We start from the raw sequence: 25,400 nt of genomic DNA, 5'->3' as shown, positions 1-25,400 counted from the left end.
GCCCCCTTAAAAGTTGAACACCTGTCCCCAATCGAAACAGCCGGACGCTTCTGTGCTTTTCGGCCATCCGCTGCACCATGCGGGAACACCGGGCGTTTCAACCCTGTCAAAACTCGGTGTGTAGGGCTTGATGTCGAGTACGGGCGTATTGTCGTTTGCGTCAATAAATGTAATGCGAATCATGCCGTTGATGAAATCAATATCGATAATTTCGGACGCCGTTAATGCGATAGGGTTCGGACGTGCAGGAGATCGTGTCGCAAATACACCCATGACTTCGGGTGAGCCTCTATAGGGCTGTTCTGTCTGTAATTCATTCCGGTCTGCATCGTTGTCACAATCACTGAACCACCAAAGAACATTGATATGGCTGAAGCCCTCTAAGGCTTGCAGTCCGGGAATGTACTCCGGCTCTAACTGAATAAATGTGCCGGTTTCATCATTTTTTACTTTGCCAATGGCTTTTAATTGATAGGTCATATTTTTCCTCCTTGCTTTGTTGGTAAATCCAGTATAATACCTCACATCATGTGAGATGCAACAGGGAAAAATAAAAAATGCCCTGTATTTTTAGCAGGACATTTCAAAGCCTGCACAATCATATGTGTTCCAGCGGTATTTGAAGTTCGATCAGATATTTTTCAGGGTCATTCTCATTCCACGGGCCTCTATGTACGATCTGACGCATCGGGTTAGACATTTTGTATTTGCTGTTTTTCTGCAGCCATTCGGCAAAGGCAAGGTAGGCTCCTTTTATATTTGCAAAATCTCCATAGACCATTGTACAAGCCATATGTGGGACTGGTTCTGTCATGCGGAAACAAAATGGTTCTTTTGCCGTTCCCATTTTCTTTACCGGAGCACATAACTCAATATCAACATCTGTCTCCCGAAATTCTGTATCGTGATAAATGGAAAATGTATTGCTCGTTATTTCTATTTTTTGCGCATCTGTAAAAGCAGAAAGTTCTTTCCATAAGTCGCCCTCGGAATAGTAGGTTGGTACAACTTTCCGCAAGGATAGCACCTGATACGCAGGGATCGACTTAACGGAGATGTTATAATGCAGTTCTCCTTTGCCACCCTGTATTTCACTTTTTGCAAGTTCAATCTTCCGCAGTTTTTCTCGTTCGGCCTGTATTGCATCTTCTATCTCTATGTGCTTTTTGTCAAGCTGCGCAAGAAGTGATTGCTCGTCCAGCGTCAGGGCAAGCGCGATTTCTGAAACATTCAGCCCACTATCCCGCAAATACAGGATTTTATTTAGGCGTGGTATTTGCTTCACCGAATACAGCCGGTGTCCCGTCCATTTATCAACCTCCGCTGGCGTTAAAATGCCTGCCTCGTCATAATAGCGGAGCATACGAATAGATACCTGCGTCAGCTTTGAAAATTCTCCTATCCGAAACATCGTTTCACCACCTACTCTAACTATATTTGTGCTTTTATCTCATTACAGCTTTATATGTTACTTGCTGCATCCTTATTGTACCGTCTTTCGTTTAGTCTATCAATGCTGTTCATGGTATGAGAACTTTTTCCTAGTCACCACAAAATGGCAAGCAATGCAATCTTCCGTAAGATTGCGTATTTTGGCAGGAATCCGTTTCCGGTATTCCTGCCAAAATGCTTGTTGGTGACATATCCCCAAACCCCTGAGATCATCACCTGCGGTGATGGCTGCGCGTTTCGTTGGAACGCTGAAGTCTTTATATATGAAGATAGAAAAAGAAAAAACCTTATCATAGCTATAGTAAAACGGCATGGCGGTCTTGATTTCTTAAAGCCACCGTCAGTAAAATGTAATAGGAGCGTGGGAAAGGAGCTGCTTAGCAACGTTTTTCTTTTCCACCGCCAGGTAGATACAATAGGTTATTAGCGATTACAGCAATAGACTTTAATTGCTTCACCAAAAAACTCTGCAACATTCCATGTAGCAAATCTGTTGATGTACTCGGCAAACCGTTCGTCTGTTTGATAGAGTTCGCCCAGATACATCAGCATATCATCCGAACAGGGATAGAAGTTTTCAGAAATATACTCTTGCCACTCTGCAACAATAGATTGGACGGCGGGTAAAGTAGGTGTTTCTGCCTTATATTCCGCCAGTCGTTCAAAGACATTTTGGGAATATATTAAAAAATCATTCCACTTCTGATTTCTCTCTTTTTCGGCTCTGGCTGAAAAAAAAGAAGAAAACTCTTGATACTCATGGGTGCTGCCCCAACGTTCGATAACTTCATTCCTATATTTTTCTTGTAGAGCAGAAATTTCTGCATTTGAAAATGCTGTAAACGAGTAATCACTCTTTCCGGCCAAAGTATCGTTGACTAAGCAAATAAGTCCCTCTATTTTCTTTTTTCTAAGATTAAGAAGTTCTAAATGTCTTTCTAGCGCTTCTCGTTTATTATATACGGGTGCTGATAATAATGCCTTGATCTCTTTTAGAGAAAACCCCACTTCACGGTAAAATAGAATTTGTTGTAACTTTTCTAAATCATTTTCGGAATATAAACGATATTTTGTCTTATCTGCTTTGGTAGGTTCCAACAGACCGATTTCATCATAGTAATGCAAAGTACGTATCGTAATACCGGTCAGCTTTGCAACCTCATGAATCATCATTTTTTTAGGATTCATTCCAAAATCCCTCCACTTCTTTTAATATTTCATCAGCAGGTGTCATGGTAGCTTCAATGATAGATTTTCCTGTTTTTTTCAGATAATATTTTATCATATGATAGCCACAAGCATATCCAGCACAATAGGGTAAACCAACAGGAAAATAATTTTGCATTTGAGCCATTTCATCACCATATAGATATGCTGTCAGGTTATCTAAGCCTTGTACATCCAGCCCTTCCCGGATGATGGGTTTAATATATCCGTTCAAAGTTTCCATATCTGTCTTGCTTACCCACGGTCCTACATTTTCCTCACCATATAGGTAAGTAGCAAAGTTTTCAGCAAGGCCCTCACTTATCATCATTTCAGCAAGAGTAATGTCATTGTGCCATTTTATAAACTGGAAACGGACATTATGATTTGTTTCATGTGCCAACGCTACGGGAAGTCTGCTCTTAGTGTGTTCAGATGGAACAAGCCATGTAAAAATGTAGCCGGGAATACCTCCATCTCCACAGTAATTGTCATTCATTATCGAATAAGGATTTTGGGGGTCAGCCAGCAAAACAGTGTATAGATATTCTTTCACAGGAAATTCTATTCCAGCATCGGAAAAACACTTTAATGACCGCTCGATAGACTTTTGACAGTTATCCCAAAATTGGTTGTCGTCCAACAGTATAATACTTTGGGCCCATGTTCCATCAATTTTTTCTGGCAGAAGAAAGCCCAACATACCACTTGCCATAATAACATCATAGCCATTCGGTTGTGCAGCCTTCATTGGCACATTGTAGCAGGCCCATTTCTTTTCAAAAGGCTTCATCATTTCATAGCGATAAATATCATTTTTTTTAGAAGCTGGCGCTTCCATGATTTTTCTGTAGATACCGTCAGAACGAACGGCCTGTACTTTTAGGATGTTCATATTTTGTACTTCCTTTCAATATTTTGTAACCTTATTTTACGGTATGACGGAACGTCAAAGTCAATAGTTTTTGAAAAATTTCTTTCCTGAACATTGAATTATAATTTAAGCAATTGGATTAAAAAACAAAGCTATCACTAGCGTGCATTATCCCGCTCCCGTTCCATCACAGACCCGCCCAACAGATAGTCCATTGGCTTTAACTAAAGCTCTTTCATATCGGCTCTGGCCTGCTTATAAGAAGAATAGGCTTTTCGTTTCTGTTCCAGAAGTCCGGCGTATTCCTCCCGCAGAGATTTGATGGAGGGCAGCTTTGTGATCCCCAGCTCGTCAAAGTGTTTCTTCGCCGCCTGGTGCAGAAGGATTTCCGTCTCATGCGCCGCGCGGAACTTTTTGCTGTACCCGGCTTTCCGGTACTCCACATAGACCGCCCGCGTCTTGGCATAATTTACGATCTGTTTCTGCAGCTCTCCGTTGGCGGTCATCTGTGATTCCAGTTCCTTGATCTGTACCGACAACGCATTGAAGCTGGCGGTAGCGGCATCTGATTTTTTCTGCAAATCCTCATAGCTCATATCGCCATGCTCTTTGAGCCAGATCACCGCCTGGGAAAGCTGCTTTAAGTTGAACACCTTCGCCCAGCGTTCATACCCCGGCCCTTTGCCGGAACGGATCGCCGACTCAATATCCACCAGCAGGCCGACTTTGGAAACCGGCTTTTGGGGAGAGGTACGACGCGGCTTCACCGTCCGGGTGCCGGCGATCCGTTCTTTGATGGCCTGCTCGGTATAGTCGCCCTTTAGCGTGTCACACCGGCTATATCGATCCTCCGGCGACAGGCGAAAACGGAGGTACTTCCGCTCTTGGTTGACTTCAATCCCAGCCGCCTCCAGCTTCTTCAAAAGTTCTTCAAAGTCTTTTGAGATCATCACCTGCGGTGATGGCTGCGCGTTCCGTTGGAACGCTTGATTATAGGTTGCCGCCTCCAAATAAAAGGACAGCAATACCCGTTTTCGATTTGCAATGAGAAGATGGATGGCATCAAATTCTTTCACAGTCAACTCAAACCAATAATGGACGATACCGCAATACCGCCCACTACTTTCTAATATGGGATTTTTATAATGACCTGTGCGCCGTTTGTTATATCAGAATTTTCCAATATGAGCTGCCCGTTATGCTGCCTGGTAATGCAGCTTGTAATATAAAGTCCCATACCAAAATGCAGGTTAGAAGTCCGGCTATGGTCACTCATGAAAAATTGCTCGTGTGCATGATGCAGGGCTTCCGGGGTAAAACCGCTGCCCTCGTCCGTTATGGAGATTTGCAGAAAGTTGTCTGCCTTTTTCGTTACTATATAGATGGTTCCTTTTGTAGGAGAGTAGTCTAGCGCATTGGCAATCACATTCATAATCGCCCGTTCCAGCAGCATTTTATCCGCTTTAAAAACACCTAAATCTATGCCGGTTTCCATGTGTAAGGAAATTCCTTTCGTAAGACACATAGAGCTTGCCCGGGCTTCTATCAGCTCCATATAATCAGCCATATCAAATTTTTCTAAATTAAGCTGATACCCGGAGGCAGTCCGGGATATATCTATTAGCGTCCTAATATAAACACCCATCTGTTCGGAGCTTTCTGTAATATACCCAGCATATAACCGCTGCTCGTCGTCAAGTTCCGTTTCACTTATAAGGTCGATATTTCCTTGAACGACAGTCAACGGTGTTTTTAAGTCATGAGCAAGCGCCGCGATTTGCTCCCTTTGTAATCGCTCTGCGTCCCATTGTTTTTCTAAAGATGATTTCAGATTGTTTTTCATATCGGAAAAAGAACAAAGTACATCCTCAAATTCTTTGATTTTGGAGTGTCCCACTTCAAAATCAAGATTTTGCCGTGCAACCTGTTCTGTTGCTTCAAAAAGCGGGGAAAGCTGCACCTGTAGATTTTTTGCGAATTTTGCCGTTAAGATTATGCACACCATTATACAGTTTATGGCAATGAGAATATACAGCAGGATTTCCGGCGATGGGAAATGCTCATAAAGCCATTCGTTGGTAAACTGCGAACCGACATAGTATTGAAGCACCACATATTCGTTTTCACGGGTAACAAATAAGTACTGCTTGTCCGGATTTTGATTTGCCTTCCCCGATATGGCATATTCCATAGCCGAGTCCAAATCTTCACCCTCTAAGGACGTTTTTACTACCCGATAATTCTTATCCAGCAACAGATACCTGCACCCCATAGGGAGCTGAACGTCTGCCAGATCCGGCGTGGCAGCGATAACCGGGGCGAGGTTTTTTGCGCTGCTTTCCATATAATTGGCATAAGTAATAAAGCCCATATTTGTTCCGGCTAAAATAAGGCCGAAGGGGACGGCTGCCGCCCCCAACAGTCCCACAAGCAGCATACATAAAAATTTCCAGAAAGACGCTTTCAATGATGTTGTTTTCTTCATTCCCATTTATACCCAATCCCCCAGACTGTCACAATCGGCTGAATATCCCACTTACTTAATTTCGCCCGAATATTTTTGATATGAGTGGAAATGGTGGAATTATCACTGTCGCCCTCTAAGCTAAAAACCGCTTCGTAAATCTGTTCCTTTGAAAATACCTGTCCTTTATTCCGGGCAAGGTATTCACAAATCAGGTATTCGCTTTTGGTCAGGGGAACAGGCGTATTATCTACCCGTAATTCTTTTGCAGATAAATCTATTTTTATCCTGTCAAAAGCAAGAGCCGTATGCCGTTCTCTGTGCTCCCGGCGTAAGTGAGCGTTTACCCGTGCCCTGAGTTCTGCAATGCGGAAAGGTTTTGTCAGATAGTCATCTGCCCCCAGCCCCAGCCCAAATGTAATATCATTTTCCATTGTCTTTGCGGTTAGAAAGAGAATCGGACAATCCACAAGGGAACGGATTTTATCACAATAGGAAAAGCCGTCTATATCCGGCATCATAATATCCAGTATAATCAAGTCGTACCTATTCAGTTTATCAAGTGGCACCTGTGCAGCAGACGTATAGATGGTAACGAGATGTCCGTCTTTTTGCAGCCCGTTTTTGACAAGTTCTAAAATAGACTGTTCATCATCAACCATAAGGATTGCTGCCATATTGTCGCCTCCTTTCGTTGTTCTTTTCAGTATAGCATAATCTTTAAGGGCAGAAAAACCATCATTGCCGCTTTGCGATATGATAGCTGTTATTTACTTTGACTGCAACTGCTTCGGTTGTATCGGTTCCATAAATCTCATAAACATCTGTGTAAAACCATTGCTCCCGCCCCTGCCCGGCATTCTCCCCGTTCCAGTCAATCTTGTTCAAATCCTCCTTTGAAAAAGGGATTTTTGTTTCGGTATCGAATGTAACGCTTTCTGCGAGAATATCAATATATCTGCCTAAGTCATCATTTGATACCACGTCAGACGTTACCTGATAGACCGTCCCATCACAAAGGAGCTGCGTAGCATTTGCCGGGTTGACTTCAAAGCTGCCGTTTATAGATTGTTTCGTTTCTTTAAAGTCAAAGACAATATCCGTGTCTTTCAGTTTTTCATGTGTAATAGCTTTGTGGTATTCTCCATTTACATCTACAATCAGATAGGTGTCGGCATTGGGAGCTGCATACACATTCAAGAAAGGGATAATATAAGCGGCTTCCGGGGCTTTTTCCGCTAAATCTGCCAACGTGTGAAAGGTGGCAGATTCCACATTTTCTTGAAGCAACACTTTTCCCGCTTCGTCTATGGCGGTAAGCTGCCGGATATATCCAACCCATTCCCCAAGCCCGCCGTTAAATACGGTGTCCTCTAAAATGATATAGTCATTTCCCTTATAGGAAAATTGCGTCACATTCTCCGCATCCAGATAGCATTGCTCCTTGTTACTGGAATATTCCTTGATTTTGTCCTGTAAAGAACAGCCTGCAAGAGAAAAGCAAACAACAAAAGCGACCAGTAATGCCGTCATCATTTTTCCACATTTATTCATAATTTTTCCGTCCTTCCCAATGAGAAAACCATAATAAGGTTACCAGTAAGCTGCCTATTGTCAGTACAGCAATCCATACCCATTCTGTCCCATGAGCAAAAATCTGATGATTCAAAATATCGCGCACCCAGTTCATAGACCATGCGAAGGGGATATACCGCGCTATGCCATTCAGCTCAATATTGCTATACAAAATACACTGCATACTTTCAAACACGCCCCAAAACAGTGAGATACCCAAGCCAAATTTAAGGCTGAGAAACAGGTGCAGGACATAGATAATCAAATTACAGAATGCGATTCCCGCGGCTGCCCTGGTTAGTGTGCCAAGCTGCACTGTATCAGCTATTCCCAAAAATTGTATTCCAAATACGAATAGCAGGAACAGACAGGATAACGAGGTGATCCCCGCGCCATAAAGATAAGTTAATTTTGCAAGTATCATCTTGCGCCGGTTTGGTACGGCGAGCAATGGCTGGAAATGGGAAGCCTTTTCTTCTAATGTAATATTCAGGCCAACAATAACGCTGATCAACAAAGGAAAAACCGTTGCTGTGAGTTCTAATATCATTTTTAGTTTTTTACCGTCTGCTGTGCTGCCATACAGAAAATAGTAAACAACAAACAGCAACGCTCCCATAACAGGTATACATAAATGAATAATTCCCAATGGCGTATGCTTTGTTTTGACCAGTTCGGAATGAACTGCACCAAGAAATCCCATTTCGTCACCTCCTTTTTGAAAAATCCTTTGCGTCCACGAAAGACAAAACAAAAAACAGGAATATTGACAACACGAGGGAAATCAGAATAGTTATAGAAAATCCAGTATTTCCCGCAAAGGTTCCCCGGAGTTCAATTCCCATAAGAGGCTCTGCCAATTTTGCCGCATAGCAATAAGGTACTAACCACCAGACCGCCGTATTTCCCAATAGGATAGGGATAAATATACCAAGTATAGTATTTACTATGATCGGTACAAACAATCCTGCTTTGCGAGCAAGGTATAAACACAACGGAATCTGCCATACAGATGCAAGGATAATTGCTATACTGCCCGCTATGCTTTGTGGAACGGAATATACTGCCGTTGCTGGGGAAATAACACTGCTGACAGAGATAAGTACCGCTAAAAATATTCCTGCGATAAGTAACTTTTCAATCAGAATAATCCCCTTTGCCAGTTCAAATTCTGAAAGATTCACAGGCATAGAATATATGGAATAGTATTTACCTGCGTTTTCTTCTTTCCGATGTGACAGCGAACATAAAATTGCGATTGCCCCCGGAAGCAGGAAAGCATACCACCAGTAAAGAGTCATATACTGGAAACCATAAAAACCGCCGATAAGCCATGCAAAGATAGCTGTGAGAAAGGGAATGATGAAAATCAGTTTGTTTGCTATTGACCGTTTGAATTTTAAATGTTCTGATTTTAAGTAGTTCATACCTTAACCCTCCCTGTGATTACTCTTTACAACGTCCATAAAAAGCTGTTCCAGATTTTCATTCGCATTCAGTTTCCCTTCATATCCTAAAATACCGCCCGCAATAATGCCAATATGGTCGGCTATCTGCTGCACTTCCGAAAGAATGTGACTGGACAAAATAACGGTAATGCCTTTTGCGGGGAAGGAACTGATCAGCTCCCTGAGTTCTTCAATTCCCACTGGGTCAAGACCGTTTGTAGGCTCGTCAAGAATGAGCAGCTTCGGATGATTCAGTAATGCAATCGCAATTCCAAGCCGCTGCTTCATGCCAAGAGAAAACTGCCCGACCCGTTTCTTGCCGGTATTTGTGAGCTGGACAATTTGCAATACCTCGTTAATTCGTGCATCGTCCAGGCCGAGCAATGCAGTTCTGACTTTGAGATTTTCGTATGCAGTCAGATTTTCGTAAAGCGGGGGCATCTCGATCAACGCGCCGATATGCTCCAGATCATTCCGCTTCCACAGGTGGCCGTCAAACTCTATACTTCCAGAGTTCGGTTTTAAAATGCCTGTAATCATTTTGAGCGTTGTAGACTTTCCAGCTCCGTTCGGTCCCAATAGTCCATAGACGGAATTTTTTTCAATGTTCAGCGATATATTATTTACGGCCATCTGCCCGCTGAAAGATTTGCAGAGGTCAATCGTTTTCAAAATCATATCCATATAATCAAGTCCTTTCTTTGATTTTACGGATAGCATACCGGGCAATTTTGAAGATTCCATAAAGATTTTCTACTTTTCTTAAAATACGCAAATGAATTTGGAATACTATTATTGTCGTGTCTTATCTCGATTCTGCTCAATGGTAGATACATTCAACAAGTAATCCACATTCGCCCGGACATTATACAGCTCCCTCATATCTGCTCTGGCCTGTTTATAGGAAGAATAGGCTTTCCGTTTCTGTTCCAGAAGTCCGGTGTATTCCTCCCGCAGAGATTTGACTGAGGGCAGCTTTGTGATCCCAACTTCGTCAAAGTGTTTCTTCGCCGCCTGGTGCAGAAGGATTTCTGCCTCATGCGCCGCGCGGAACTTTTTGCTGTACCCGGCTTTCCGGTACTCCACATAGACCGCCCGCGTCTTGGCATAATTTACGATCTGTTTCTGCAGTTCCCCGTTGGCGGTCATCTGCGATTCCAGTTCCTTGATCTGTGCCGACAACGCATTGAAGCTGTCGGTAGCGGCGTCTGATCTTTTCTGCAAATCCTCATAGCTCATATCGCCATGCTCTTTGAGCCAGATCACCGCCTGGGAGAGCTGTTTTAAGTTGAACACCTTCGCCCAGCGTTCATACCCTGGACCCTTGCCGGAGCGGACCGCCGCCTCAATGTCCACCAGCAGCCCAACTTTGGAAACCGGCTTTGGGGGAGAGGTACGGCGCAGCTTCACCATCCGGGTGCCGGCGATCCGTTCTTTGATGGCCTGCTCAGTATAGTCGCCCTTTAGCGTATCACACCGGGTATATCGATCCTCCGGTGACAGGCGAAAACGGAGGTACTTCCGCTCTTGGTTGACTTCAATCCCAGCCGCCTCCAGCTTCTTCAAAAGTTCTTCAAAGTCTTTCGGCTTTTCTTCCAGAGCAGCGTCAATAGCCCAGCGTAGCTGTTCCTGGTGGGAAGGCTGTTTCTGACTTCCCATCCATGTGCCGTAATGGTCGCGGCTGGGTTTCGGATTCTCTACAATGGAAAGCCCATGCTCCAGGCACAGCTTGTCATTCATGCGCCGGATTGCCCAGGTGGAACCCCAGAAGTTGCGGAATTTTTTCTGACAGTCCAGCGTTGTAGAGTTTATGATAATGTGGTTATGGACATGGTGTTTATCCACATGGGTGCAGACAACAAAAGCATGGTTTCCCTTCGTCAGCTTCAATGCCAGTTCCCGCCCGATCTGGTTCGCTTCTTCCGGCGTGACCTCACCGGGCTTGAACGCCTGCCGGAGATGGTAGGCAATCACATCATCCGCGCCCCGGTCACGTCCGGTCAAGTTCGCATACTGCCGCTTGGATAAAAGAAATTCCGCATCGGCGGTCCGGGTGTCGCACTCATAACCATAAATGAATTTCCCAAAATCAGTTTTCTGCGGATTCTCCACATAGTCAATGATGTCTGCTATGGCCGTGGAAACATCCCGGCCTTTTCCAACGTGCAGCGGCATGAGCCGTGTGGTCGCCATCCCATCACCCCCTTACTGTAAAACCGGCTCTGTTATCGTGCCTGCTCTTTTTTCATTTTCGTTTTATCACTATGCGCCGCCTGCTGCCCGGCGCTTTTATTCAGGCTGTCACGGACAGAAGGTTTCTGCTCCTGAGCCTGCACACACTCCCGCCTTGCCTGCGCAAGGAACAGGTCGGTAAGTCCGGGATTGCAGCGGTCCACAATAAAATAGACATTCCTGTCATGCCCGAAACCGTCCTTATCCTCACAGACCGGTATCGTCTGCGCCCATGCTTTGTTGTCCCGTGAGATTCGCCCGTCGTGATCTTTCTGCTGCACCGTGTTGGCAAGCACATAAAAAATCCGGTCAGGATCAAATTGCTGTAAGACCTGCTGCACACATGCGGAGCCCAAACGGTTATCCCGGTAGTTGTCCGCAATGGCCTGTTCGATTGCCTCCTTACACGCAATGTTTGCTTTGTGGGAAACGCGGTACTGATCCAGCTCCCCATGCTCATGTGCATAGGTGGCAGAATGAAAATAAATTGATGTTGTGTCTTTCAATGAAATTCCTCCAATCAAAAAAGCTGCCATCACAGACAGCCCGAATTATAGAAAAAGGGCGGGGCCGCCAATGCGCCCCGCCGAAACTATTTAACCAAATACGAAATCCTTTAGTGCGCTGTTTGCGCCGCCGATGATCCCCACCAGCCAGACCGCCGCCATTGGCAAACCATAGGGGCTGATCAGAAATGCAATTACCAGCCATGAAAGCCCCGGCCAGAATCCGGCAACGAAAAACAGCACCAGTGCCGCCAGAAAAACAATTCCTGATAGAATTCCCAGCACAGCGCCGGAAATTACGACAAGAAATTTACACATCAAATAGAGAATCCCCGTTACTAACACAAGGGGAAGTGCCAGCAATTTACCAATCAGGCGCATACGCTCCGCCTCCTTTCAATAGGGCAGTTTTGCCCTTATAGAAATTCTATCGTGCCAGCCTGAGAAAAGCAACCGCTTTCGTGCCTGTTTATGAAATGTTCGCAAATCCCCGCAGCAGCTTATCCATGCCATCCCACAAACTGTCCAGGCGGATGCGCAGATCGTCCACGTCGGCGGCGTAAATACTCCCTGTCTCATTGGCACGTCTGGCGTACTGGTTTAAGTTATTGGAGCAGATGCGAAGAAGCCGTATCATTTCCTGGATGTCGCTCATATCCAGATGGATGATATAACCGTCTACTGCCATCTTGCGCAGATACGCGGAGAGGTTGGTAATGCCGAGCTCCGCCATGCGCCCCTTTACCAGCTCCGCCTCCTGTTTAGACATAACGAATTCCACCCGGACGGATTTTTTGTTATGCCCGGCTTTCATCGTTCCGGCTCCTTTTTGGGGGAAGGGAAGGGCGGTTTATGAGCGGAAATGGCGGCTGTCCGGGACTCTTTGAGCTTTCCACGCAGGGTACCTTTTTTCAGACTGTCAATATACTCTTTTATATCGCCGTTTGTGGCATGGTAAGAGCGTTTGAGCCGTTCCCGTTTCAGAATCACGGCAAGCTCCCGCTCGTTCTCCGGCAGCTCGGTCATCGTTTTTGGACTTCCATGTACCGACATCAGCTCATTCATAAGCTGCCTCTGGTTCTGATAAGGGATTGTAATATTGGCCCCGTCCTCAAACAAAACGGCTACTTTTCCAATGGGGCAGGTCAGCAGCTTTACCCGCTCCACATGCGCCCCATAATCCAGCGGATAAATATTGCCGATCACTTTTCCATCCTGCACATCTTTGATAGAGAGGGCATAGGCAAGAACCGGGTCTTTCGTCTGCTCATGGTAGAACTTCCACACTTTATTTGCATGGCTGTCTTCCAGATAGACCTCCCATTCCCGCAGGGTATAGGTGCCGCAGGGCCGCGACAGCCAGAGAAGGTGCCGGTCCTCCGGTTCTCCCGATACGGCCAGCTTTGGAATCAGCTCTTTATCCAGGTCAAAATCATCCTTATAATGCTGCGTGTGCAGCTCCATGATCTGCTCCAGGCTGTTCAGTATATCCACACCCTCGAACCTTACCGCGCCCATCAGCGTTCCCTTTCCGGCGCAGGAGGGACAATCTGCCTGGCCTCATGTTCCGGGCGGTCTGCTTTCAGCTTTTCCATAAGAGAGGTTTTTTCCTCCGGCAACGTCTCCGGGGCAAGCTCCTGGATTTCCTCATACGTCTGCCCGTCTGTCAGGTCAGGGCGCACAGGCGGCTCATTGTTGAGCCTGCCATCCAGCATATTATAGTTTCCGGTTTGGCCTTCCTCGTAAAGCTCTGCATTACGCAGATAGTTCTCCGGCGCCTGGAAGGGCTGTCCGGCGAACAGGATTTCCCGGCTCGGTGTGAACAGTGAGAGCACGCCGTCCCGAAGCCTTGCAAATTCCTCATACTGGCGCAGGGTAAGGCCGCGATCCAGCATTTCCCCCTGGGTATGCGCCCAGCCCTCCCCATAGAGGAAATAGTACATATCCGGCTGGTCGCAGACAAAGCACAGGGAGCCGTCCTGATTGTCATAATAAGACGCCTGCATATCCTGATAGTGGCAGCGTTCCTCACGCCCCAGGTACACCCGGTTATCCGCGCCCAGCATGGCGACCATGCCCGCATAGTTGCTGTGGACCGCAGAGCGGATTTCCACCAATGGGTCCGCCTCCGGCATGATCTGTCTGCCGGGAATCTCGTTCTGCTTTTCTGCCGCGTCATTTCTCGGCATCACTTCCTCATGGGCGCGGGCATCCAAATCTGGCTGCGCCTGTGCGGAAGCCTTTCTGACGGCGCCCGGCTCCGGTTCTTTCTCCTGTGCGTAATAATGGACATTGGCGGTGGTTTTGCTGTTCATTTCCCTGGCGTATGCCTCCGCAGCCTCGCGGGAGTCAAATTCCAAAGGCTTTCCGTCCTCCTTGCACCACGCCTCGGCATGGCCGAAGATGGAAGCGCCGCTGCGCACCGCCCATACACCGTAGGTTGTTTCGTTTCCCATTCTGATCCTCCTTATCGTTCCTGCTGTTTTGATGGTTTCTGCTTTTGGGGCGTCTCCGTGTGCTTTGCGTCTTTTATCTGCTGCCGGAGGGAAGGTCTGTGCTCCGGCTCCGCTTCGGAATCCGTGATATTGACATACTCGCCAATGATACAAAGCGCCTCCCCGTAACTGCCGCAGGCAAACACCCGGTCCTTCATTTCCTTTGCCTGGTCCTTCAGGTCATGCTCCCGCAGGGTACGGGCAGCAATGCCTACCAGATTGAAGATGTTGCCGTCCTGGCCGATCAGTGCGCAATCTGGTTTTTCCGGCTCCGGCGAAGGCTCCCCGATAAAGCCGCCTAAACGGTTCGGTACAAAATCGGACAGCCATGTGCCGCCGAAATTCTCATGGGTCTGCAAACGCCACATGGCAAGTTTCCCAATGTCCAGCTTCACATCCTCGAAAGGATAGAGCAGACAGGTGAGCTCCCCATACTGGAAAGTGGAAACATCCTCAAATCTGCTGCCGTCCTTCAAAATCCCCGTTTCGGTGAACATCTCATTGATCCCGTCCACCCATTCCTTCAAATCCCCGCCGCAGCCCTGCAGGATCAGGCCGTCTTTGCCCTCCATGTGCCGCAGGTCATCGGTTGTGATCGTATTGATATTCAAAAAATCGCCTCCTATCGTTCCTGTTGATGATTCATTTTCTGCCGGGTGGCTTTTGCCTCCGGCTGTTTCTTTAGCTGCCTGCGGACAGAGGGTTTCTGCTCCGGTTCCCGCATATCCGTAAAAATATCGGATAACGGCTGCTCCCAGCGTTCCCCGAATCCACGGACCACCGTGCCCGCCAGCGCACCGTTTTCCTGAAACATTTTCAGTGTGTCAAAAGCCCGGTCAAACAGCGTGATATTTCTCTTATCTACACAGGGGGCAAAGTGGATCACCCCTTTGGGGTAGCCCCCGCCAGTGCCGATCCAGCCCCGGACAAAATCGTCATAGCCTTTTGTGATCCCGGCGTCGGCCAGTTCCTCGGCATGGCTGGCCGGTAAACCTTTGGCTTTTCCATACTGCCGTCCCAGCACAAGAACGGCGGTTATGGGATTATACAGAAAGCGCCGGTTATTGATCTGTTGCATGTCAATGGCCTGCGTCTTTGTATCGATCCGCATAATATCCGCCGTGATCGGTATTTTTTCTATAAGCATCCCTCCTGACTGTTTTCTGATAGCGGCAACGCCGCGCAGCCGTTCCCGAAGGGAACGATCTGCCAGATCGTTAGGTTTGGCGTCATCCCTGAGAAAGCAAAAAATAAGCGCCCTCAAAGCGCCTTTGTCCGCAACTTAACTTCATTTTGGAGGCTGGGAGTATTCTAATATAGATCCCCCTCAAACCGGAGCCTGAAAGCCTTAATAATCAAGCCTCTTTTTGGTTAAGTTGCGGACACATCACCTCTTATTCAGCCGTTCCCTGCGTTTGCGCTCCCGCTCGGATTTCCGTCTTGCGAAAGCACGGCAGGAATCAGAACAATACGCCTGGCTGGTGGTGGGAAGATATGCCCTGCCGCAGACCGGGCAAGTTTTCTGTTTCAGGGAAGTGTCCTCACCTGTAATGGCAGATTCCAGTGCCGGGTCCACCGGCAGCACCGCCTCTTGAAAGTACCGGCAGAAAGAGCCGGTCCACCATTTATGCAGCATGTAACAGGGGCAGTCTAAGGGGAGGCAGAGCTTTTCCTGATTGTCAAAGTTGGCGCAAAGGTCTGTCACCAGCCTTCGGATTGCCGCCCGTTCCTGCCTGGTTAATTCCCGTAAGGGAGGCCCGTTCATTTCCTCCTGCCTTTCTTAGCCGGAAATTCCAGCTTGAAATTTACATATTTGCCGCCTGTATCATCCAGCAGCACCACCGCGTCATAGTTTTTTCCCGTCTTTTCGCTGTAAAGCCCGGACATAGAAACGCGGCCCTCTTTCAGAAGGGCCGCCGCAACAGACTTTGTTATGGATTTTTTCTTTCCGGAAAAGAACTTATTATCTTTCCAGAGGGCAAAGGAACAGCTTTGGTTGTCGCAGAAAAACCCTTTTTTGCCCTCATATACGGTTCCGCCGCAGCGGGGGCAGGTGCCGACAGCCTCACGCCCATTTTTCTTTGCATCTGGGAACAGACCGGCAAAACATTCCTCCGGGGCGGTATGGGCCTTGACAAGCGCCCGGCTCATATCTGCGATCCCATCCATGAAATCTTTTGCCGGAACTTCGCCGCGCTCCACCTGCTTTAATATGGATTCCCATTCCGCGGTGAGCATGGGCGATTTAATGTTATCCGGCAGGACCAGAATCAGGTTCGTACCTTTTTCCGTGGGGATAAGCTGCTTTTTCTTCCGCTGCACAAATCCGGCAGAGACCAGTTTCTCCAAAGTAGCCGCACGGGTGGCCGGGGTGCCTAATCCCTTGCGCTCGGCGTCCTCCGGCATGTCCTCGGCGCCAGCGGTCTCCATAGCCGCCAAAAGGGAATCCTCCGTATAGTGCTTCGGCGGGGAAGTTTTGCCCTCCCGGACGCTGGCAGAGACCATTTCAAATAACTGTCCTTCCTGCAGCATGGGAAGGGAGACATCCGTATTCTCGTTATCCTCCGGCTTGGATTCTTCTAATCCCATTCGGTAGAGACGTTCCACTTCCTTCCATCCGGCCTGTAATACGGTTTTTCCTTTTGCCGTGAAGGAATTGCCCTGGCAGTCCAAAACTGCCGTTACCGCCTCAAACCGGTGGGCCTGGGCCGTGGCAGAAAGCAGCCTTGCAGCGATCAGTGTCAGTACATCCCGCTCCCCGGAAGGAAGCTCCGATAAATCCGCCCGGGCAATCTCCACCGTAGGAATAATAGCGTGATGGTCGGTGACTTTGCTGCCGTCCGTTATGCGGTCAATATCCGGTTCCCCGGCGCAGCCCTTTCCAAAAGGCATATTGTCCCGCAGCCAGAGAATCAGGGAGGTAGCGGTTGCCTGCATATCCTCGGTTAAATATTGGCTGTCCGTCCGGGGATAGGTCGCCAGCTTTTTCTCATAGAGGGATTGTACATAGTCAAGGGTCTGTTGAGCTGTATACCCATAGATACGGTTGCATTCCCGCTGTAAGGTTGTCAGATCGTATAGGCGGGGCGGCTGTACTGTCTTGACCTGTTTCTCCACGGACAGCACCGAAGCAGCCTGCCCGTCACAATCCATAAAGATTTTTTCAGCTCCGGCCTTATCCGGCAGCTTTTCGCCGGAGGAAACAAAGCCGCCGCAGGTGATCTCCGGCACATAAAAGGGCTTGCTCGTAAATGCTTGAATATCCGCCTCCCGCTGTACCAGAAGGGCCAGCGTGGGTGACATGACGCGCCCCACATTGAGCGTGACGCCATACAAGACAGAGAAAAGCCGGGTGGCGTTAATGCCGATCAGCCAGTCAGCACCGGCTCGGCAGACCGCCGCGTCATAGAGTTTATCGTAATCGCTGCCAGGACGCAGGTGTTCAAACCCATCACGGATCGCTGCGTCCTCCATACTGGAAATCCAGAGGCGTTCCATCGGCTTGCTGCATCCGGCATACTCATAGACCAGACGGAAGATCAGCTCGCCCTCACGCCCGGCATCCGTAGCGCATACAACCGATTCCACCCGTTTGTCTTTCATCAGCCGGCATAAGAGGTCAAGCTGCTTTTTCTTATCCTTCGGCACTTCGTATTTCCATTCTTCCGGCAGGATCGGCAGATCGCCATAACGCCATCTGGCGTACTGTTCCCCGTAGGCCTCCGGCTGTGCCAGTTCCAGAAGGTGCCCCACGCACCAGCTTACCAGATAACCGCCGCCCTCCATGTAGCCGTCTTTTTTCTCATTCGCACCCAGAACCGCCGCCAGCGACATGGCGACAGAGGGCTTTTCCGCAATTACTAATTTCATTCCTGTAACCTCCATTTCTTATAGTTCCGGTTTATTCCGGCCTATTTGCTTTGTTTTGGGTTTCATAGTGTCTTTTTCCTGTATCTGCTGTCGGTGGCTGGAAAGCTGCTCCACCACGCCTTTTTTCTGGCTGTCAGCGCACCCACTGAGGGCTGCGGTGGTTTCCTTTACCAGATTTGCCCGCTGGATGTTTCGGTCAAAGCAGGTAAGATAGGCATGGTAATCGCCTTGTCCGGGGGAGCAGCGCAGACAGTAGCGGTAATTCTCTGTCTCCACTACATATCCATAATTCTGCCGCCAGCCGCCTTCGATTGCCCCGCCGTGGCTGTAGCAGAAGCGGCTCATGGAATTTAAGTCCTTCAAAACACTGTCTCTAAGCTGATCGACCACTTGGCCTAATTCTTTTTTAAAAGCGGCGCTGTTCAGACTTTCTTCCCCGCGCGGGTGCCAGGTATGCCAAAATTCCTTACCGCCTGCTCCAAAGTCAATGCGGACATGACCGATGGCGCCCATCTGTTTATCTTGATCTGGCGTCTGTGCATAAAAAATGCCTGCCTCATCATTGGAAGCAGGACGTATCTCAAAGCGGGGACAGTATTGAAGTTTGTATTCCGCACAGAATTCTTTCAAGCTGATTTCGTCGCCCAGGAAATTCAATCCATCCCGCAGACGCTTATAACCGCTCTTTGGAATCTTGACCGGTTCAGGAGTCAGGACAGTACCCGCATGGTTGACACCTACATACAACTCCAATGTTACCGGCCTGCCGGGATCATTGTCCGAACCCCGCAGGTTATAGCAGTAAAAGCCCAGCGGCACTGTACTCACATCCATCCGCGAATTTGTAAACAGAGCCGGTTTTCCAAACAGCTCCACATGTTCAAATTGTTCCTTCGTCGCATCCATGCTCATTTACACGATTCCTCCTTTGCATTTGTTCAAATTCTTCGTCCGCTCGCTTTCCAGCCTGCAAAATACACATCAGTACAACGCCGGCAGACATACCGCAAGTAAAGGTCAGAAAGTGTGCTATAAGATTCCACATAAAAATCGCCTCCTTTTTGAATTTAGCTTATATAGCAAAGATAAAATCTGACACGGCAATACCGCCCTAGCGGTTGCCATTTCTTTCCCAAGAAAAAGAGCCGATAACCGCATTTTAATTTGCGTGTTATTGGCTCTGCGTCTTGCTCTGTATAGTTTTATATTTACTTTAACTTTCCATCTCCAGCCATTAAATCTGTCATTTCTTCAATTTTTTCAAGCGGGAATGGTGGAAGTGCTACGGGTTTCATGGCGATTGACATTAGTTTCATGGGATTGTCATCGGCTGCTATTCGGTTAGATGAAAGTTGTCCACATCTACGGCAACGGTGGATAATTGCCCATTCACCATTTTTACGTACCCATACCGCTATCGGCTCCATAATACCACCGCAATCAGACTCACGGTCGCCAGTTTCTATATCCACATGGAGACTGTGCAAACAGTTTGGACAATGATTGCGGTGATCACTTCCGGCACCTGCTGGCACAACAAGCCTGCCACAAACTTTGCAGGTAAAACTGTCATTACAAGCATGAGTACGATAATACCCTTTTTCATATTGTTTCCGTTTGTTTTCTCTATTCATGAAAATTGATCCTCCTAAAAGTCTTGGTAATTGCCCTTTTGGGAGGTTTGGTAGAGATTGATTTTACGCAAACCTCCCGGTTAGCAAACAATCTCCGATAATAAATATTTCTTATACATAAAAATCCTCCTGTTTTTATAAGCACAACTTTCGTTGGACTTTGTAAATTATTATATTTTCGGAAAACCAGATGTTTCCTCAATAACGACTATCTTTAAGTTTTCCGCTGAAATAATTCGTTCTTGTTTACACTTTGGACAGAACAAAGGGTAGTTTCTTAAAAATGTATCTTCTCTCTATTTCAAGAGTGTCTTGTTTTTGCAAACAGGGCACAAAACCCATTCAAATTCCATATGCTCACATTCCTACTTTACGTTATCTGTTAATTCAACAATTAGCCTTTTTCAGCATAGCCGTCCGTTATTGCATATTTTTCTATGAAACGATCCATATGCTCTGTAAAGAGATTTTCAATTTTTTCTCTTTCTTCCTTATCATGTGCTGCATCTGAAATAGTTAATAACAGATAAAAGGGAGCATAAAATTCAACCGCCATTTGCTTTGGCTCACCTTTGCACCAAACTCCTTGTTCCATCATTTCACGAAATAAATCCTCGATAAAACTGACAGGGCCATTTCCCAAAACTTTTTGATAAAGGCTTGTCATTTCGGAATTTCTGTACTGTTCCAATGTCAACATTTTGCGAAAATTGCAAGCAATTTCATCCTCTGTCCAATAATGAAATTGAGACTCCATATATGCCTTAACGCTTTGTATTGAAGTATTCCTAAAAAGTTCTGTGGTTCCATCAAATTCTTTTTCTGGAATGCCTGCTTTTTTAGATCGTTCAATGTCTAATTGGCATATATGTTCAAAAATCTTATCGAAAATATCGCGCTTATTTTTATAGTGTCTATATAGTGCGCCTTTTGTCATGCCCAATTCTCCCGCAATCTTACTCACAGAAACTGCTTCATAGCCATCTTGGGCGAACAGTCTAAGAGCGGTTACTAAAATATTTTCTTTTGTATTAGCCATTTTCACACCTCCTGCAAGTAAACGATCGTTTACATATCTGCATTATAGTAAACGAGCGTTTATTTGTCAAGTGTGTTTGAACGATTTATTTGTAAAATAACTTTTATTGGATTAAAAAAAGCAAAGGCTTCCAATACCTTTGCGTTTTATTACAGAGAAAAAGCACCACTGAAAATATGTGGCGCAGTTTCAAAAATATTTAATTGAGAGAAGGGAAGATTAGATGATCTATAAGCAATGATTCATGTGTAAAAATCATAGTATATTCAAATTATCCCTTTTTCTTATGAAGCTTTAAATCGATATTTTTCGTTGCCGCTGCATCTTGCAGTAATCCAGCAACAAAGGCGCTTTTTTCTTTGAGCGTCAGTGTTTCCATATCAGGTTTACGTTCAATTTCCCTGAGTACCGTTTGTAGGTCTTGCAGTTCTAAAAGGTTGACGGCTACACAAAAGAGTGTCTTTTTGCGGCCATCATTATAGCCCAACAAGAAAACCTCCAGGATTTTTGCTTTTTCCGCCTGCTCTGCATTATAAGCATCTATCCCGAATCGTTTGGCCTTTTCCATATCAGATTTTCGGTTTCGATGTGTTATAAAGGAATCAAAGTCGTCAATATGATCGTATTTTTCGCAAGGGTATTCACTGCATTGGAAACAATATTCAACACCGCCATGTTCCATGCTGCACCTTGCGATTTTGCAGGATTGGTTCCCCTCACCGCCGCCGCAGCCGGGGCAGTTTTTATTCAAGAACATGGGGCAAAGCCCGCAATTCAAACCGCAGAGGGAAAATAATTGATTTGGTCGGTTAAATCCTTTCATGGAACCTCCTTAAACAGCCTGCCTGCAAATATTCAAGACAAGCTCTGATAATACTTGACATAGCAAAGTAGAAAATTTGAAAACTTAAAACTCATATCTTGTACCATGCGAGAGCAACAAGCCATCTGTTAATTCCACACGCAGAATGATAGTGTTTTCATCGTCAAAATCAGTATGGCCGTTATCGATCCATTCTGCAAAGACCTTTTTCAGCTTTTCAGCAATCACACAATTCTCTTTTTTTCTGAAATAACCCAGGCTAACACCTTTCCCGTGCGCTGTAAACCATTCGCCGGCGATTGCAACAACAGAGTTATCTTTTATATGTTTCATTTTATTTGAGAGGGCATGGGTAATGATATAAAATGCACCATCTTCGTAATAGGCATTTACATATCGCACATAAGGCGTTTTATTTTCTGTTGTTGCCAATGCTATAATTGCGTCTTTTCCAAAGCGTTCATTCATGATCTGTTCGGCTTCTCGACTAAATTCTTTCATTGAATTATTCTCCCTTCAAATTACATTTTCCAGATCTATTCAAAGTTCTGACAGACTGGAATGATAGACTTTACTTGCTCAAGAACATTATCAGTGCCTTTGATACCCAGCATAGGAATATTCAAGTTTTCCGCATTTATTCTATTGCTAAGTTCGCTCATAAAAATACCTTTACCGTTTATCTCTTTGTTAAAATCTGATGTGGTTTCCACACCGCAGTTTGGCGAACGATTTGCACCAATAATCCCGATTATCTCGAAGCCGTAGGCATTGTATTCTGTTATCTGTTTCATCACATATTCAACCTGAACCATTAGCATTTTGTATGATTCCGCTTTTTGCATTTCCTTACGAATACGGGTATTTTCAATAACGACAGGAACATCTGCCCCATCGTTATTTCCTCTATTAAGCCCTAAACAGCAAAGTTCAGGACATGGCATTTGGACAATACCAATATCAGCATCAAGAAGAATTTTTATTACATCCTTAAAAGTTGCTGGAAAAACGGCTGTTCCATCAGATATTGAATTTTGATTTAATATACAATGCGCTATAAAAATAACTTTTTTGCTTCGACCGTCCTCAAACATAAATTTTCCTCTTTTTAAGCTCGAATTTGTTTTTTGTTGTGTTACTCTCTGATAAACTGTAAGTTGTCTTTATAATTTCAGAATTGCAATCAGCTCTTCTTCGTACATTTCTCCGGTTTTAACAAATCCAAACGAACGGTATAATTGACTGGCAATTTCGTTCTTAGGTTCATATGACAACCAGCAGTATTCCGCTTTACCCTATAAATATTTTCATATACTTTTCCTCCGAGTACTGATTTGTTACCCTTTATATCAACTTTAGCAGTTCTGTATGTATATATCCGTTTGTTCCTGCTACGCTGCTGCCTTTCCTCGGATCAAGCAGATTCCCCGTAAAATCAGTTATTTTACCTCCTGCCTCCTGAATCAACAGCATACCGGCAGCATAGTCCCAGGGATTCAGGTAAATCTCGAAATAGCCTCCCTGTCTGCCACAGGCGGTATATGCCAGTTCCAGAGCGGCAGACCCAATCCTGCGGACATCCTGACATTGGCCGAACACTCTGCGGAACCGGGCAAAGTGTTCATCCGCCAGCTCTCTTTTTGCTGTTCCCAGCCCAATTATCGTGTCGGATAGTTTTTCTGCGTTTGATACATGTATGGGCTGTCCATTTAGGAAGCTCCCCTTGCCTTTAATCGCTGAAAACACTTCTTCATGGAAGGGATCATACACGATCCCGATAACAATTTCCCCTTGGCGGCAAAGGGCTAAAGATACAACACTGTGCTGATAATCGTGCATAAGGTTTGTAGTCCCGTCAACCGGGTCTAAAATCCAAAAGCTCTCCGCTTTCATTTCCTGCAAACCGGTTTCTTCTCCAAGAAGCTGAATATCCGGTGCAAGGGCAAACAGCTCCTTTTTTAAGAAATTTTGCACAGCAATATCTACCTGCGTTACATAGTCCGCAAGACCTTTCTCTTTCACATGAGAAGCCATTTCACGGTTTTTTATTAGCCCCTGCGTTTTTGTTACTAAACTGATAATTTCCTGAATATCCATATACATTTCCTCCATTGGCGCAGTCATCTGACTACAAAACACTGCTACGAAAATGAGGTTTGAAGGAACTCGGCAAATGGGAATTGTTATTTCCGATTCGGTTTTCTTTTGATAGTCAGCAATTTCATGTAATCATCAAAATCAGCCGTATTGGTCGGTTCAAACATGACCCATTTTCCGTCACGATAGGTTTTTGCCTCATCATATTGCCTGCAAACGGCGTCAGAAAGAGTACCCCTTATATCTTCAAATTTTATTCTTTCATCTTTTCCAAAGATAATCATGAATCCAATGCAATTACTTTTAGCGTATAGGCAGCAAAGTGTTTTACCGCCTCTGCGATATTTATACTCGTAATCCCATTGCTTACCACCAGTATTCCATACTCGATCCATATCGTATTTTTTATCAATAGCCAAACATAATGCTTGCCAAACTTCAAGCAAGGATTGTCCAAGCAATTCCGTCATAGTTGAATGAGATGGTATATTTTCAAGCATCGTATCCCCCTCCATAAATTTCCATTTATTTTTCTGTTGCGTTACTCTCTGATAAACAGGAATTTATCGAACTTAACTATTCTGTCGCTATGAAGCCGACTTACGCACAGTAACCTCTGCACAGACCAACCTAGCTATATGCTCCGCTGTTTCGTTTGTCAGTAGGAAGAACATTCCGTCATTACGGCATTTTTTATGTGTATCGCCATTTAATGTATAAACAAAACCTTTAACACAGGTATCGCTACAAGCAGTAGGGTCAATAAGTCTCTTACAGTCACGAGAAGTAGTCATTTTCTTTTGCATTTCAGCAGGCAGAGAAGCGATCATATCCTCATACTTGCCAGCATTGTCTCCGTAAATACGTGCAAAAACCCCCGACTTCCGAAACACCCAATTCATTACAGTTTTCTTCTCTAGTTGGTATGAAGCAGCATAACCGCTCTTTGCTTCCTTGATTACAAGGTCACAGCCTTGTTCAATAAGTTTGTTATTAAGTTTCTCGACAAATGATTGATATTCTGGTGCAACTGCCGATAGAAACTCTTTGAACGAACCCTTTTCTTTTGCCATTACCTTTTCCCTCCATAAAATTCTAATTTGCTTATTCGTCCATCATGTATTAGCTGTTTAGAAGTTTTGTCAAATCCTCAATAGAAGCGTCCATTTTCACAGAGACTTCTTCCATTGTCATGCCGGAAGCAAGAAAACGCTTTATCACCATTTTCATATCCTCGCCAACCTCTATGATATGCCCGTCCAAATCGTAAAACCGAATCACCCGCTGACCCCAGCTATGCTCGATCACTTCTCCCAGATATTCAATATCCGGGTATTCTTTCAACTTGTTCAGAAAACCGTCAAAGTCCTGTTCCTCAAAAACGATTTCCGCATTATTGGATTTTTTTAATACCTTTTCTTTTGGCAGATCTACAAGCCAGTCAAAATCCTGCTGCAATGCCAGGCCGCAGGTAAAAGCAATGTTTCTGCCATAATCCTGGAACACCTCTAATCCAAACAAATCCTCATAAAATTTTCTCGCGGCGTTAATGTCGGCCACCGCTATAAGCATACATACGTGTTTCATGCAAATACTCCTTTCAAACTGTGGTTTCCCATTTTCGCAAAAGGTGATTTATTATTCTCTGTAAGTCCAACCGGATTGTCACTGGCCTTCACGGTTGA

General features: G+C 45.6%; 31 protein-coding genes and 2 pseudogenes. All 33 read right to left on the bottom strand.

Annotated features, from left to right (window positions below; genetic code table 11):
- Positions 1–6: 6 nt before the first annotated feature.
- The 33 genes and pseudogenes from tsaA to U8T64_RS11365 all read right to left on the bottom strand — a co-directional run bounded on the left by tsaA (position 7) and on the right by U8T64_RS11365 (position 25,302).
- Positions 7–480 carry a tRNA (N6-threonylcarbamoyladenosine(37)-N6)-methyltransferase TrmO gene (gene tsaA / locus U8T64_RS11525; protein ID WP_213540051.1) on the bottom strand — a complete coding sequence of 158 codons (474 nt, stop codon included), beginning with the start codon at positions 478–480 and terminating at the stop codon, positions 7–9.
- Between the two features lie 118 nt (positions 481–598).
- A complete protein-coding gene (locus U8T64_RS11520; protein WP_322183632.1) occupies positions 599–1,411 on the bottom strand; it encodes a MerR family transcriptional regulator in 813 nt (270 codons plus the stop codon).
- Positions 1,412–1,875: 464 nt separating this feature from the next.
- Complete coding sequence (locus tag U8T64_RS11515; RefSeq protein ID WP_128125203.1) at positions 1,876–2,640, bottom strand: MerR family transcriptional regulator; 765 nt, start codon at positions 2,638–2,640, stop codon at positions 1,876–1,878.
- Entirely contained in the window at positions 2,630–3,553 is a 924-nt protein-coding gene (locus U8T64_RS11510) for a DUF2268 domain-containing putative Zn-dependent protease (protein WP_322183630.1), read from the bottom strand. Before U8T64_RS11510 ends, U8T64_RS11515 begins: the two co-directional genes overlap by 11 nt.
- A gap of 206 nt (positions 3,554–3,759) precedes the next feature.
- Positions 3,760–4,020: pseudogene (locus tag U8T64_RS13935) on the bottom strand (hypothetical protein); the annotation flags it as partial.
- 638 nt (positions 4,021–4,658) lie between these two features.
- Positions 4,659–6,023 carry a sensor histidine kinase gene (locus tag U8T64_RS11500; protein ID WP_322183628.1) on the bottom strand — a complete coding sequence of 455 codons (1,365 nt, stop codon included), beginning with the start codon at positions 6,021–6,023 and terminating at the stop codon, positions 4,659–4,661.
- The gene (locus U8T64_RS11495; protein ID WP_029471092.1) at positions 6,014–6,673 is read right to left on the bottom strand and encodes a response regulator transcription factor; all 660 of its coding nucleotides are present in this window, start codon (positions 6,671–6,673) and stop codon (positions 6,014–6,016) included. The genes U8T64_RS11500 and U8T64_RS11495 overlap by 10 nt, the downstream gene beginning before the upstream one ends.
- A gap of 61 nt (positions 6,674–6,734) precedes the next feature.
- Positions 6,735–7,550, bottom strand: a complete 816-nt coding sequence (locus U8T64_RS11490) for a NisI/SpaI family lantibiotic immunity lipoprotein (RefSeq protein ID WP_029471091.1) — start codon at positions 7,548–7,550, stop codon at positions 6,735–6,737.
- Entirely contained in the window at positions 7,543–8,274 is a 732-nt protein-coding gene (locus U8T64_RS11485) for a lantibiotic immunity ABC transporter MutG family permease subunit (protein ID WP_029471090.1), read from the bottom strand. The genes U8T64_RS11490 and U8T64_RS11485 overlap by 8 nt, the downstream gene beginning before the upstream one ends.
- Before the next feature lie 4 nt (positions 8,275–8,278).
- Entirely contained in the window at positions 8,279–8,998 is a 720-nt protein-coding gene (locus tag U8T64_RS11480; protein ID WP_322183625.1) for a lantibiotic immunity ABC transporter MutE/EpiE family permease subunit, read from the bottom strand.
- Positions 8,999–9,001: 3 nt separating this feature from the next.
- Entirely contained in the window at positions 9,002–9,703 is a 702-nt protein-coding gene (locus U8T64_RS11475) for a lantibiotic protection ABC transporter ATP-binding protein (protein ID WP_322183623.1), read from the bottom strand.
- A gap of 108 nt (positions 9,704–9,811) precedes the next feature.
- The gene (locus tag U8T64_RS11470; RefSeq protein ID WP_322183621.1) at positions 9,812–11,212 is read right to left on the bottom strand and encodes a relaxase/mobilization nuclease domain-containing protein; all 1,401 of its coding nucleotides are present in this window, start codon (positions 11,210–11,212) and stop codon (positions 9,812–9,814) included.
- Between the two features lie 32 nt (positions 11,213–11,244).
- Positions 11,245–11,757: a DUF3849 domain-containing protein gene (locus tag U8T64_RS11465; protein ID WP_322183619.1), complete on the bottom strand. Its 513-nt coding sequence runs from the start codon at positions 11,755–11,757 to the stop codon at positions 11,245–11,247.
- A 90-nt stretch (positions 11,758–11,847) separates the two neighbouring features.
- Entirely contained in the window at positions 11,848–12,138 is a 291-nt protein-coding gene (locus U8T64_RS11460; RefSeq protein WP_322183617.1) for a CD1845 family protein, read from the bottom strand.
- Positions 12,139–12,226: 88 nt separating this feature from the next.
- Positions 12,227–12,571 carry a plasmid mobilization protein gene (locus U8T64_RS11455; RefSeq protein WP_322183615.1) on the bottom strand — a complete coding sequence of 115 codons (345 nt, stop codon included), beginning with the start codon at positions 12,569–12,571 and terminating at the stop codon, positions 12,227–12,229.
- Complete coding sequence (locus U8T64_RS11450) at positions 12,568–13,275, bottom strand: hypothetical protein (RefSeq protein WP_322183613.1); 708 nt, start codon at positions 13,273–13,275, stop codon at positions 12,568–12,570. The genes U8T64_RS11455 and U8T64_RS11450 overlap by 4 nt, the downstream gene beginning before the upstream one ends.
- Positions 13,275–14,213, bottom strand: coding sequence for a DUF4316 domain-containing protein (locus U8T64_RS11445; protein WP_322183611.1), 939 nt, complete (start codon positions 14,211–14,213; stop codon positions 13,275–13,277). The genes U8T64_RS11450 and U8T64_RS11445 overlap by 1 nt, the downstream gene beginning before the upstream one ends.
- Positions 14,214–14,224: 11 nt before the next feature.
- The gene (locus U8T64_RS11440) at positions 14,225–14,863 is read right to left on the bottom strand and encodes a hypothetical protein (protein WP_322183609.1); all 639 of its coding nucleotides are present in this window, start codon (positions 14,861–14,863) and stop codon (positions 14,225–14,227) included.
- Positions 14,864–14,874: 11 nt separating this feature from the next.
- Entirely contained in the window at positions 14,875–15,399 is a 525-nt protein-coding gene (locus U8T64_RS11435; RefSeq protein WP_322183607.1) for a hypothetical protein, read from the bottom strand.
- A 240-nt stretch (positions 15,400–15,639) separates the two neighbouring features.
- Positions 15,640–16,017: a cysteine-rich VLP protein gene (locus U8T64_RS11430; protein WP_213540063.1), complete on the bottom strand. Its 378-nt coding sequence runs from the start codon at positions 16,015–16,017 to the stop codon at positions 15,640–15,642.
- A complete protein-coding gene (locus tag U8T64_RS11425) occupies positions 16,014–18,122 on the bottom strand; it encodes a DNA topoisomerase 3 (RefSeq protein ID WP_213540064.1) in 2,109 nt (702 codons plus the stop codon). Before U8T64_RS11425 ends, U8T64_RS11430 begins: the two co-directional genes overlap by 4 nt.
- Before the next feature lie 18 nt (positions 18,123–18,140).
- Positions 18,141–19,034, bottom strand: a complete 894-nt coding sequence (locus tag U8T64_RS11420) for an LPD28 domain-containing protein (RefSeq protein ID WP_213540065.1) — start codon at positions 19,032–19,034, stop codon at positions 18,141–18,143.
- Positions 19,003–19,167, bottom strand: coding sequence for a DUF3789 domain-containing protein (locus U8T64_RS11415; RefSeq protein ID WP_213540066.1), 165 nt, complete (start codon positions 19,165–19,167; stop codon positions 19,003–19,005). The genes U8T64_RS11420 and U8T64_RS11415 overlap by 32 nt, the downstream gene beginning before the upstream one ends.
- A 163-nt stretch (positions 19,168–19,330) precedes the next feature.
- On the bottom strand, positions 19,331–19,756 hold the full coding sequence (locus U8T64_RS11410) for an RNHCP domain-containing protein (protein ID WP_213540067.1): 426 nt from the start codon (positions 19,754–19,756) through the stop codon (positions 19,331–19,333).
- A 170-nt stretch (positions 19,757–19,926) separates the two neighbouring features.
- Positions 19,927–20,040: pseudogene (locus U8T64_RS13930) on the bottom strand (cysteine-rich KTR domain-containing protein); the annotation flags it as partial.
- Positions 20,041–20,150: 110 nt separating this feature from the next.
- Positions 20,151–20,795 (bottom strand): TetR/AcrR family transcriptional regulator, encoded by a 645-nt coding sequence (locus U8T64_RS11400; protein WP_213540068.1) that lies wholly within the window; start codon positions 20,793–20,795, stop codon positions 20,151–20,153.
- 271 nt (positions 20,796–21,066) lie between these two features.
- Positions 21,067–21,618, bottom strand: coding sequence for a DUF3795 domain-containing protein (locus U8T64_RS11395; protein WP_213540069.1), 552 nt, complete (start codon positions 21,616–21,618; stop codon positions 21,067–21,069).
- An 84-nt stretch (positions 21,619–21,702) separates the two neighbouring features.
- Positions 21,703–22,119: a pyridoxamine 5'-phosphate oxidase family protein gene (locus tag U8T64_RS11390; protein ID WP_213540070.1), complete on the bottom strand. Its 417-nt coding sequence runs from the start codon at positions 22,117–22,119 to the stop codon at positions 21,703–21,705.
- 35 nt (positions 22,120–22,154) lie between these two features.
- On the bottom strand, positions 22,155–22,712 hold the full coding sequence (locus tag U8T64_RS11385; protein WP_213540071.1) for a CD3072 family TudS-related putative desulfidase: 558 nt from the start codon (positions 22,710–22,712) through the stop codon (positions 22,155–22,157).
- Between the two features lie 250 nt (positions 22,713–22,962).
- Positions 22,963–23,715: an inositol monophosphatase family protein gene (locus U8T64_RS11380; protein WP_213540072.1), complete on the bottom strand. Its 753-nt coding sequence runs from the start codon at positions 23,713–23,715 to the stop codon at positions 22,963–22,965.
- Between the two features lie 86 nt (positions 23,716–23,801).
- Entirely contained in the window at positions 23,802–24,215 is a 414-nt protein-coding gene (locus U8T64_RS11375) for a DUF3788 domain-containing protein (RefSeq protein ID WP_213540073.1), read from the bottom strand.
- A gap of 87 nt (positions 24,216–24,302) precedes the next feature.
- A complete protein-coding gene (locus U8T64_RS11370; protein WP_213540074.1) occupies positions 24,303–24,788 on the bottom strand; it encodes a hypothetical protein in 486 nt (161 codons plus the stop codon).
- Positions 24,789–24,837: 49 nt separating this feature from the next.
- Positions 24,838–25,302, bottom strand: coding sequence for a VOC family protein (locus U8T64_RS11365; RefSeq protein WP_173892412.1), 465 nt, complete (start codon positions 25,300–25,302; stop codon positions 24,838–24,840).
- Between the last annotated feature and the right edge of the window lie 98 nt (positions 25,303–25,400).

It is taken from the genome of Neglectibacter caecimuris (genome assembly GCF_034335015.1).
Classification (GTDB): domain Bacteria; phylum Bacillota; class Clostridia; order Oscillospirales; family Acutalibacteraceae; genus Acutalibacter; species Acutalibacter caecimuris_A.
This window is presented reverse-complemented; position numbering and strand designations above follow the sequence as displayed.

What these genes read in the sequence shown, in the direction of transcription:
- tsaA (WP_213540051.1), bottom strand. Translation starts at nt 480, where the DNA reads ATGACCTATCAATTAAAAGCCATTGGCAAAGTAAAAAATGATGAAACC.
- U8T64_RS11520 (WP_322183632.1), bottom strand. Translation starts at nt 1,411, where the DNA reads ATGTTTCGGATAGGAGAATTTTCAAAGCTGACGCAGGTATCTATTCGT.
- U8T64_RS11515 (WP_128125203.1), bottom strand. Translation starts at nt 2,640, where the DNA reads ATGAATCCTAAAAAAATGATGATTCATGAGGTTGCAAAGCTGACCGGT.
- U8T64_RS11510 (WP_322183630.1), bottom strand. Translation starts at nt 3,553, where the DNA reads ATGAACATCCTAAAAGTACAGGCCGTTCGTTCTGACGGTATCTACAGA.
- U8T64_RS11500 (WP_322183628.1), bottom strand. Translation starts at nt 6,023, where the DNA reads ATGGGAATGAAGAAAACAACATCATTGAAAGCGTCTTTCTGGAAATTT.
- U8T64_RS11495 (WP_029471092.1), bottom strand. Translation starts at nt 6,673, where the DNA reads ATGGCAGCAATCCTTATGGTTGATGATGAACAGTCTATTTTAGAACTT.
- U8T64_RS11490 (WP_029471091.1), bottom strand. Translation starts at nt 7,550, where the DNA reads ATGAATAAATGTGGAAAAATGATGACGGCATTACTGGTCGCTTTTGTT.
- U8T64_RS11485 (WP_029471090.1), bottom strand. Translation starts at nt 8,274, where the DNA reads ATGGGATTTCTTGGTGCAGTTCATTCCGAACTGGTCAAAACAAAGCAT.
- U8T64_RS11480 (WP_322183625.1), bottom strand. Translation starts at nt 8,998, where the DNA reads ATGAACTACTTAAAATCAGAACATTTAAAATTCAAACGGTCAATAGCA.
- U8T64_RS11475 (WP_322183623.1), bottom strand. Translation starts at nt 9,703, where the DNA reads ATGGATATGATTTTGAAAACGATTGACCTCTGCAAATCTTTCAGCGGG.
- U8T64_RS11470 (WP_322183621.1), bottom strand. Translation starts at nt 11,212, where the DNA reads ATGGCGACCACACGGCTCATGCCGCTGCACGTTGGAAAAGGCCGGGAT.
- U8T64_RS11460 (WP_322183617.1), bottom strand. Translation starts at nt 12,138, where the DNA reads ATGCGCCTGATTGGTAAATTGCTGGCACTTCCCCTTGTGTTAGTAACG.
- U8T64_RS11455 (WP_322183615.1), bottom strand. Translation starts at nt 12,571, where the DNA reads ATGAAAGCCGGGCATAACAAAAAATCCGTCCGGGTGGAATTCGTTATG.
- U8T64_RS11450 (WP_322183613.1), bottom strand. Translation starts at nt 13,275, where the DNA reads ATGGGCGCGGTAAGGTTCGAGGGTGTGGATATACTGAACAGCCTGGAG.
- U8T64_RS11445 (WP_322183611.1), bottom strand. Translation starts at nt 14,213, where the DNA reads ATGGGAAACGAAACAACCTACGGTGTATGGGCGGTGCGCAGCGGCGCT.
- U8T64_RS11435 (WP_322183607.1), bottom strand. Translation starts at nt 15,399, where the DNA reads ATGCTTATAGAAAAAATACCGATCACGGCGGATATTATGCGGATCGAT.
- U8T64_RS11430 (WP_213540063.1), bottom strand. Translation starts at nt 16,017, where the DNA reads ATGAACGGGCCTCCCTTACGGGAATTAACCAGGCAGGAACGGGCGGCA.
- U8T64_RS11425 (WP_213540064.1), bottom strand. Translation starts at nt 18,122, where the DNA reads ATGAAATTAGTAATTGCGGAAAAGCCCTCTGTCGCCATGTCGCTGGCG.
- U8T64_RS11420 (WP_213540065.1), bottom strand. Translation starts at nt 19,034, where the DNA reads ATGAGCATGGATGCGACGAAGGAACAATTTGAACATGTGGAGCTGTTT.
- U8T64_RS11415 (WP_213540066.1), bottom strand. Translation starts at nt 19,167, where the DNA reads ATGTGGAATCTTATAGCACACTTTCTGACCTTTACTTGCGGTATGTCT.
- U8T64_RS11410 (WP_213540067.1), bottom strand. Translation starts at nt 19,756, where the DNA reads ATGAATAGAGAAAACAAACGGAAACAATATGAAAAAGGGTATTATCGT.
- U8T64_RS11400 (WP_213540068.1), bottom strand. Translation starts at nt 20,795, where the DNA reads ATGGCTAATACAAAAGAAAATATTTTAGTAACCGCTCTTAGACTGTTC.
- U8T64_RS11395 (WP_213540069.1), bottom strand. Translation starts at nt 21,618, where the DNA reads ATGAAAGGATTTAACCGACCAAATCAATTATTTTCCCTCTGCGGTTTG.
- U8T64_RS11390 (WP_213540070.1), bottom strand. Translation starts at nt 22,119, where the DNA reads ATGAAAGAATTTAGTCGAGAAGCCGAACAGATCATGAATGAACGCTTT.
- U8T64_RS11385 (WP_213540071.1), bottom strand. Translation starts at nt 22,712, where the DNA reads ATGTTTGAGGACGGTCGAAGCAAAAAAGTTATTTTTATAGCGCATTGT.
- U8T64_RS11380 (WP_213540072.1), bottom strand. Translation starts at nt 23,715, where the DNA reads ATGGATATTCAGGAAATTATCAGTTTAGTAACAAAAACGCAGGGGCTA.
- U8T64_RS11375 (WP_213540073.1), bottom strand. Translation starts at nt 24,215, where the DNA reads ATGCTTGAAAATATACCATCTCATTCAACTATGACGGAATTGCTTGGA.
- U8T64_RS11370 (WP_213540074.1), bottom strand. Translation starts at nt 24,788, where the DNA reads ATGGCAAAAGAAAAGGGTTCGTTCAAAGAGTTTCTATCGGCAGTTGCA.
- U8T64_RS11365 (WP_173892412.1), bottom strand. Translation starts at nt 25,302, where the DNA reads ATGAAACACGTATGTATGCTTATAGCGGTGGCCGACATTAACGCCGCG.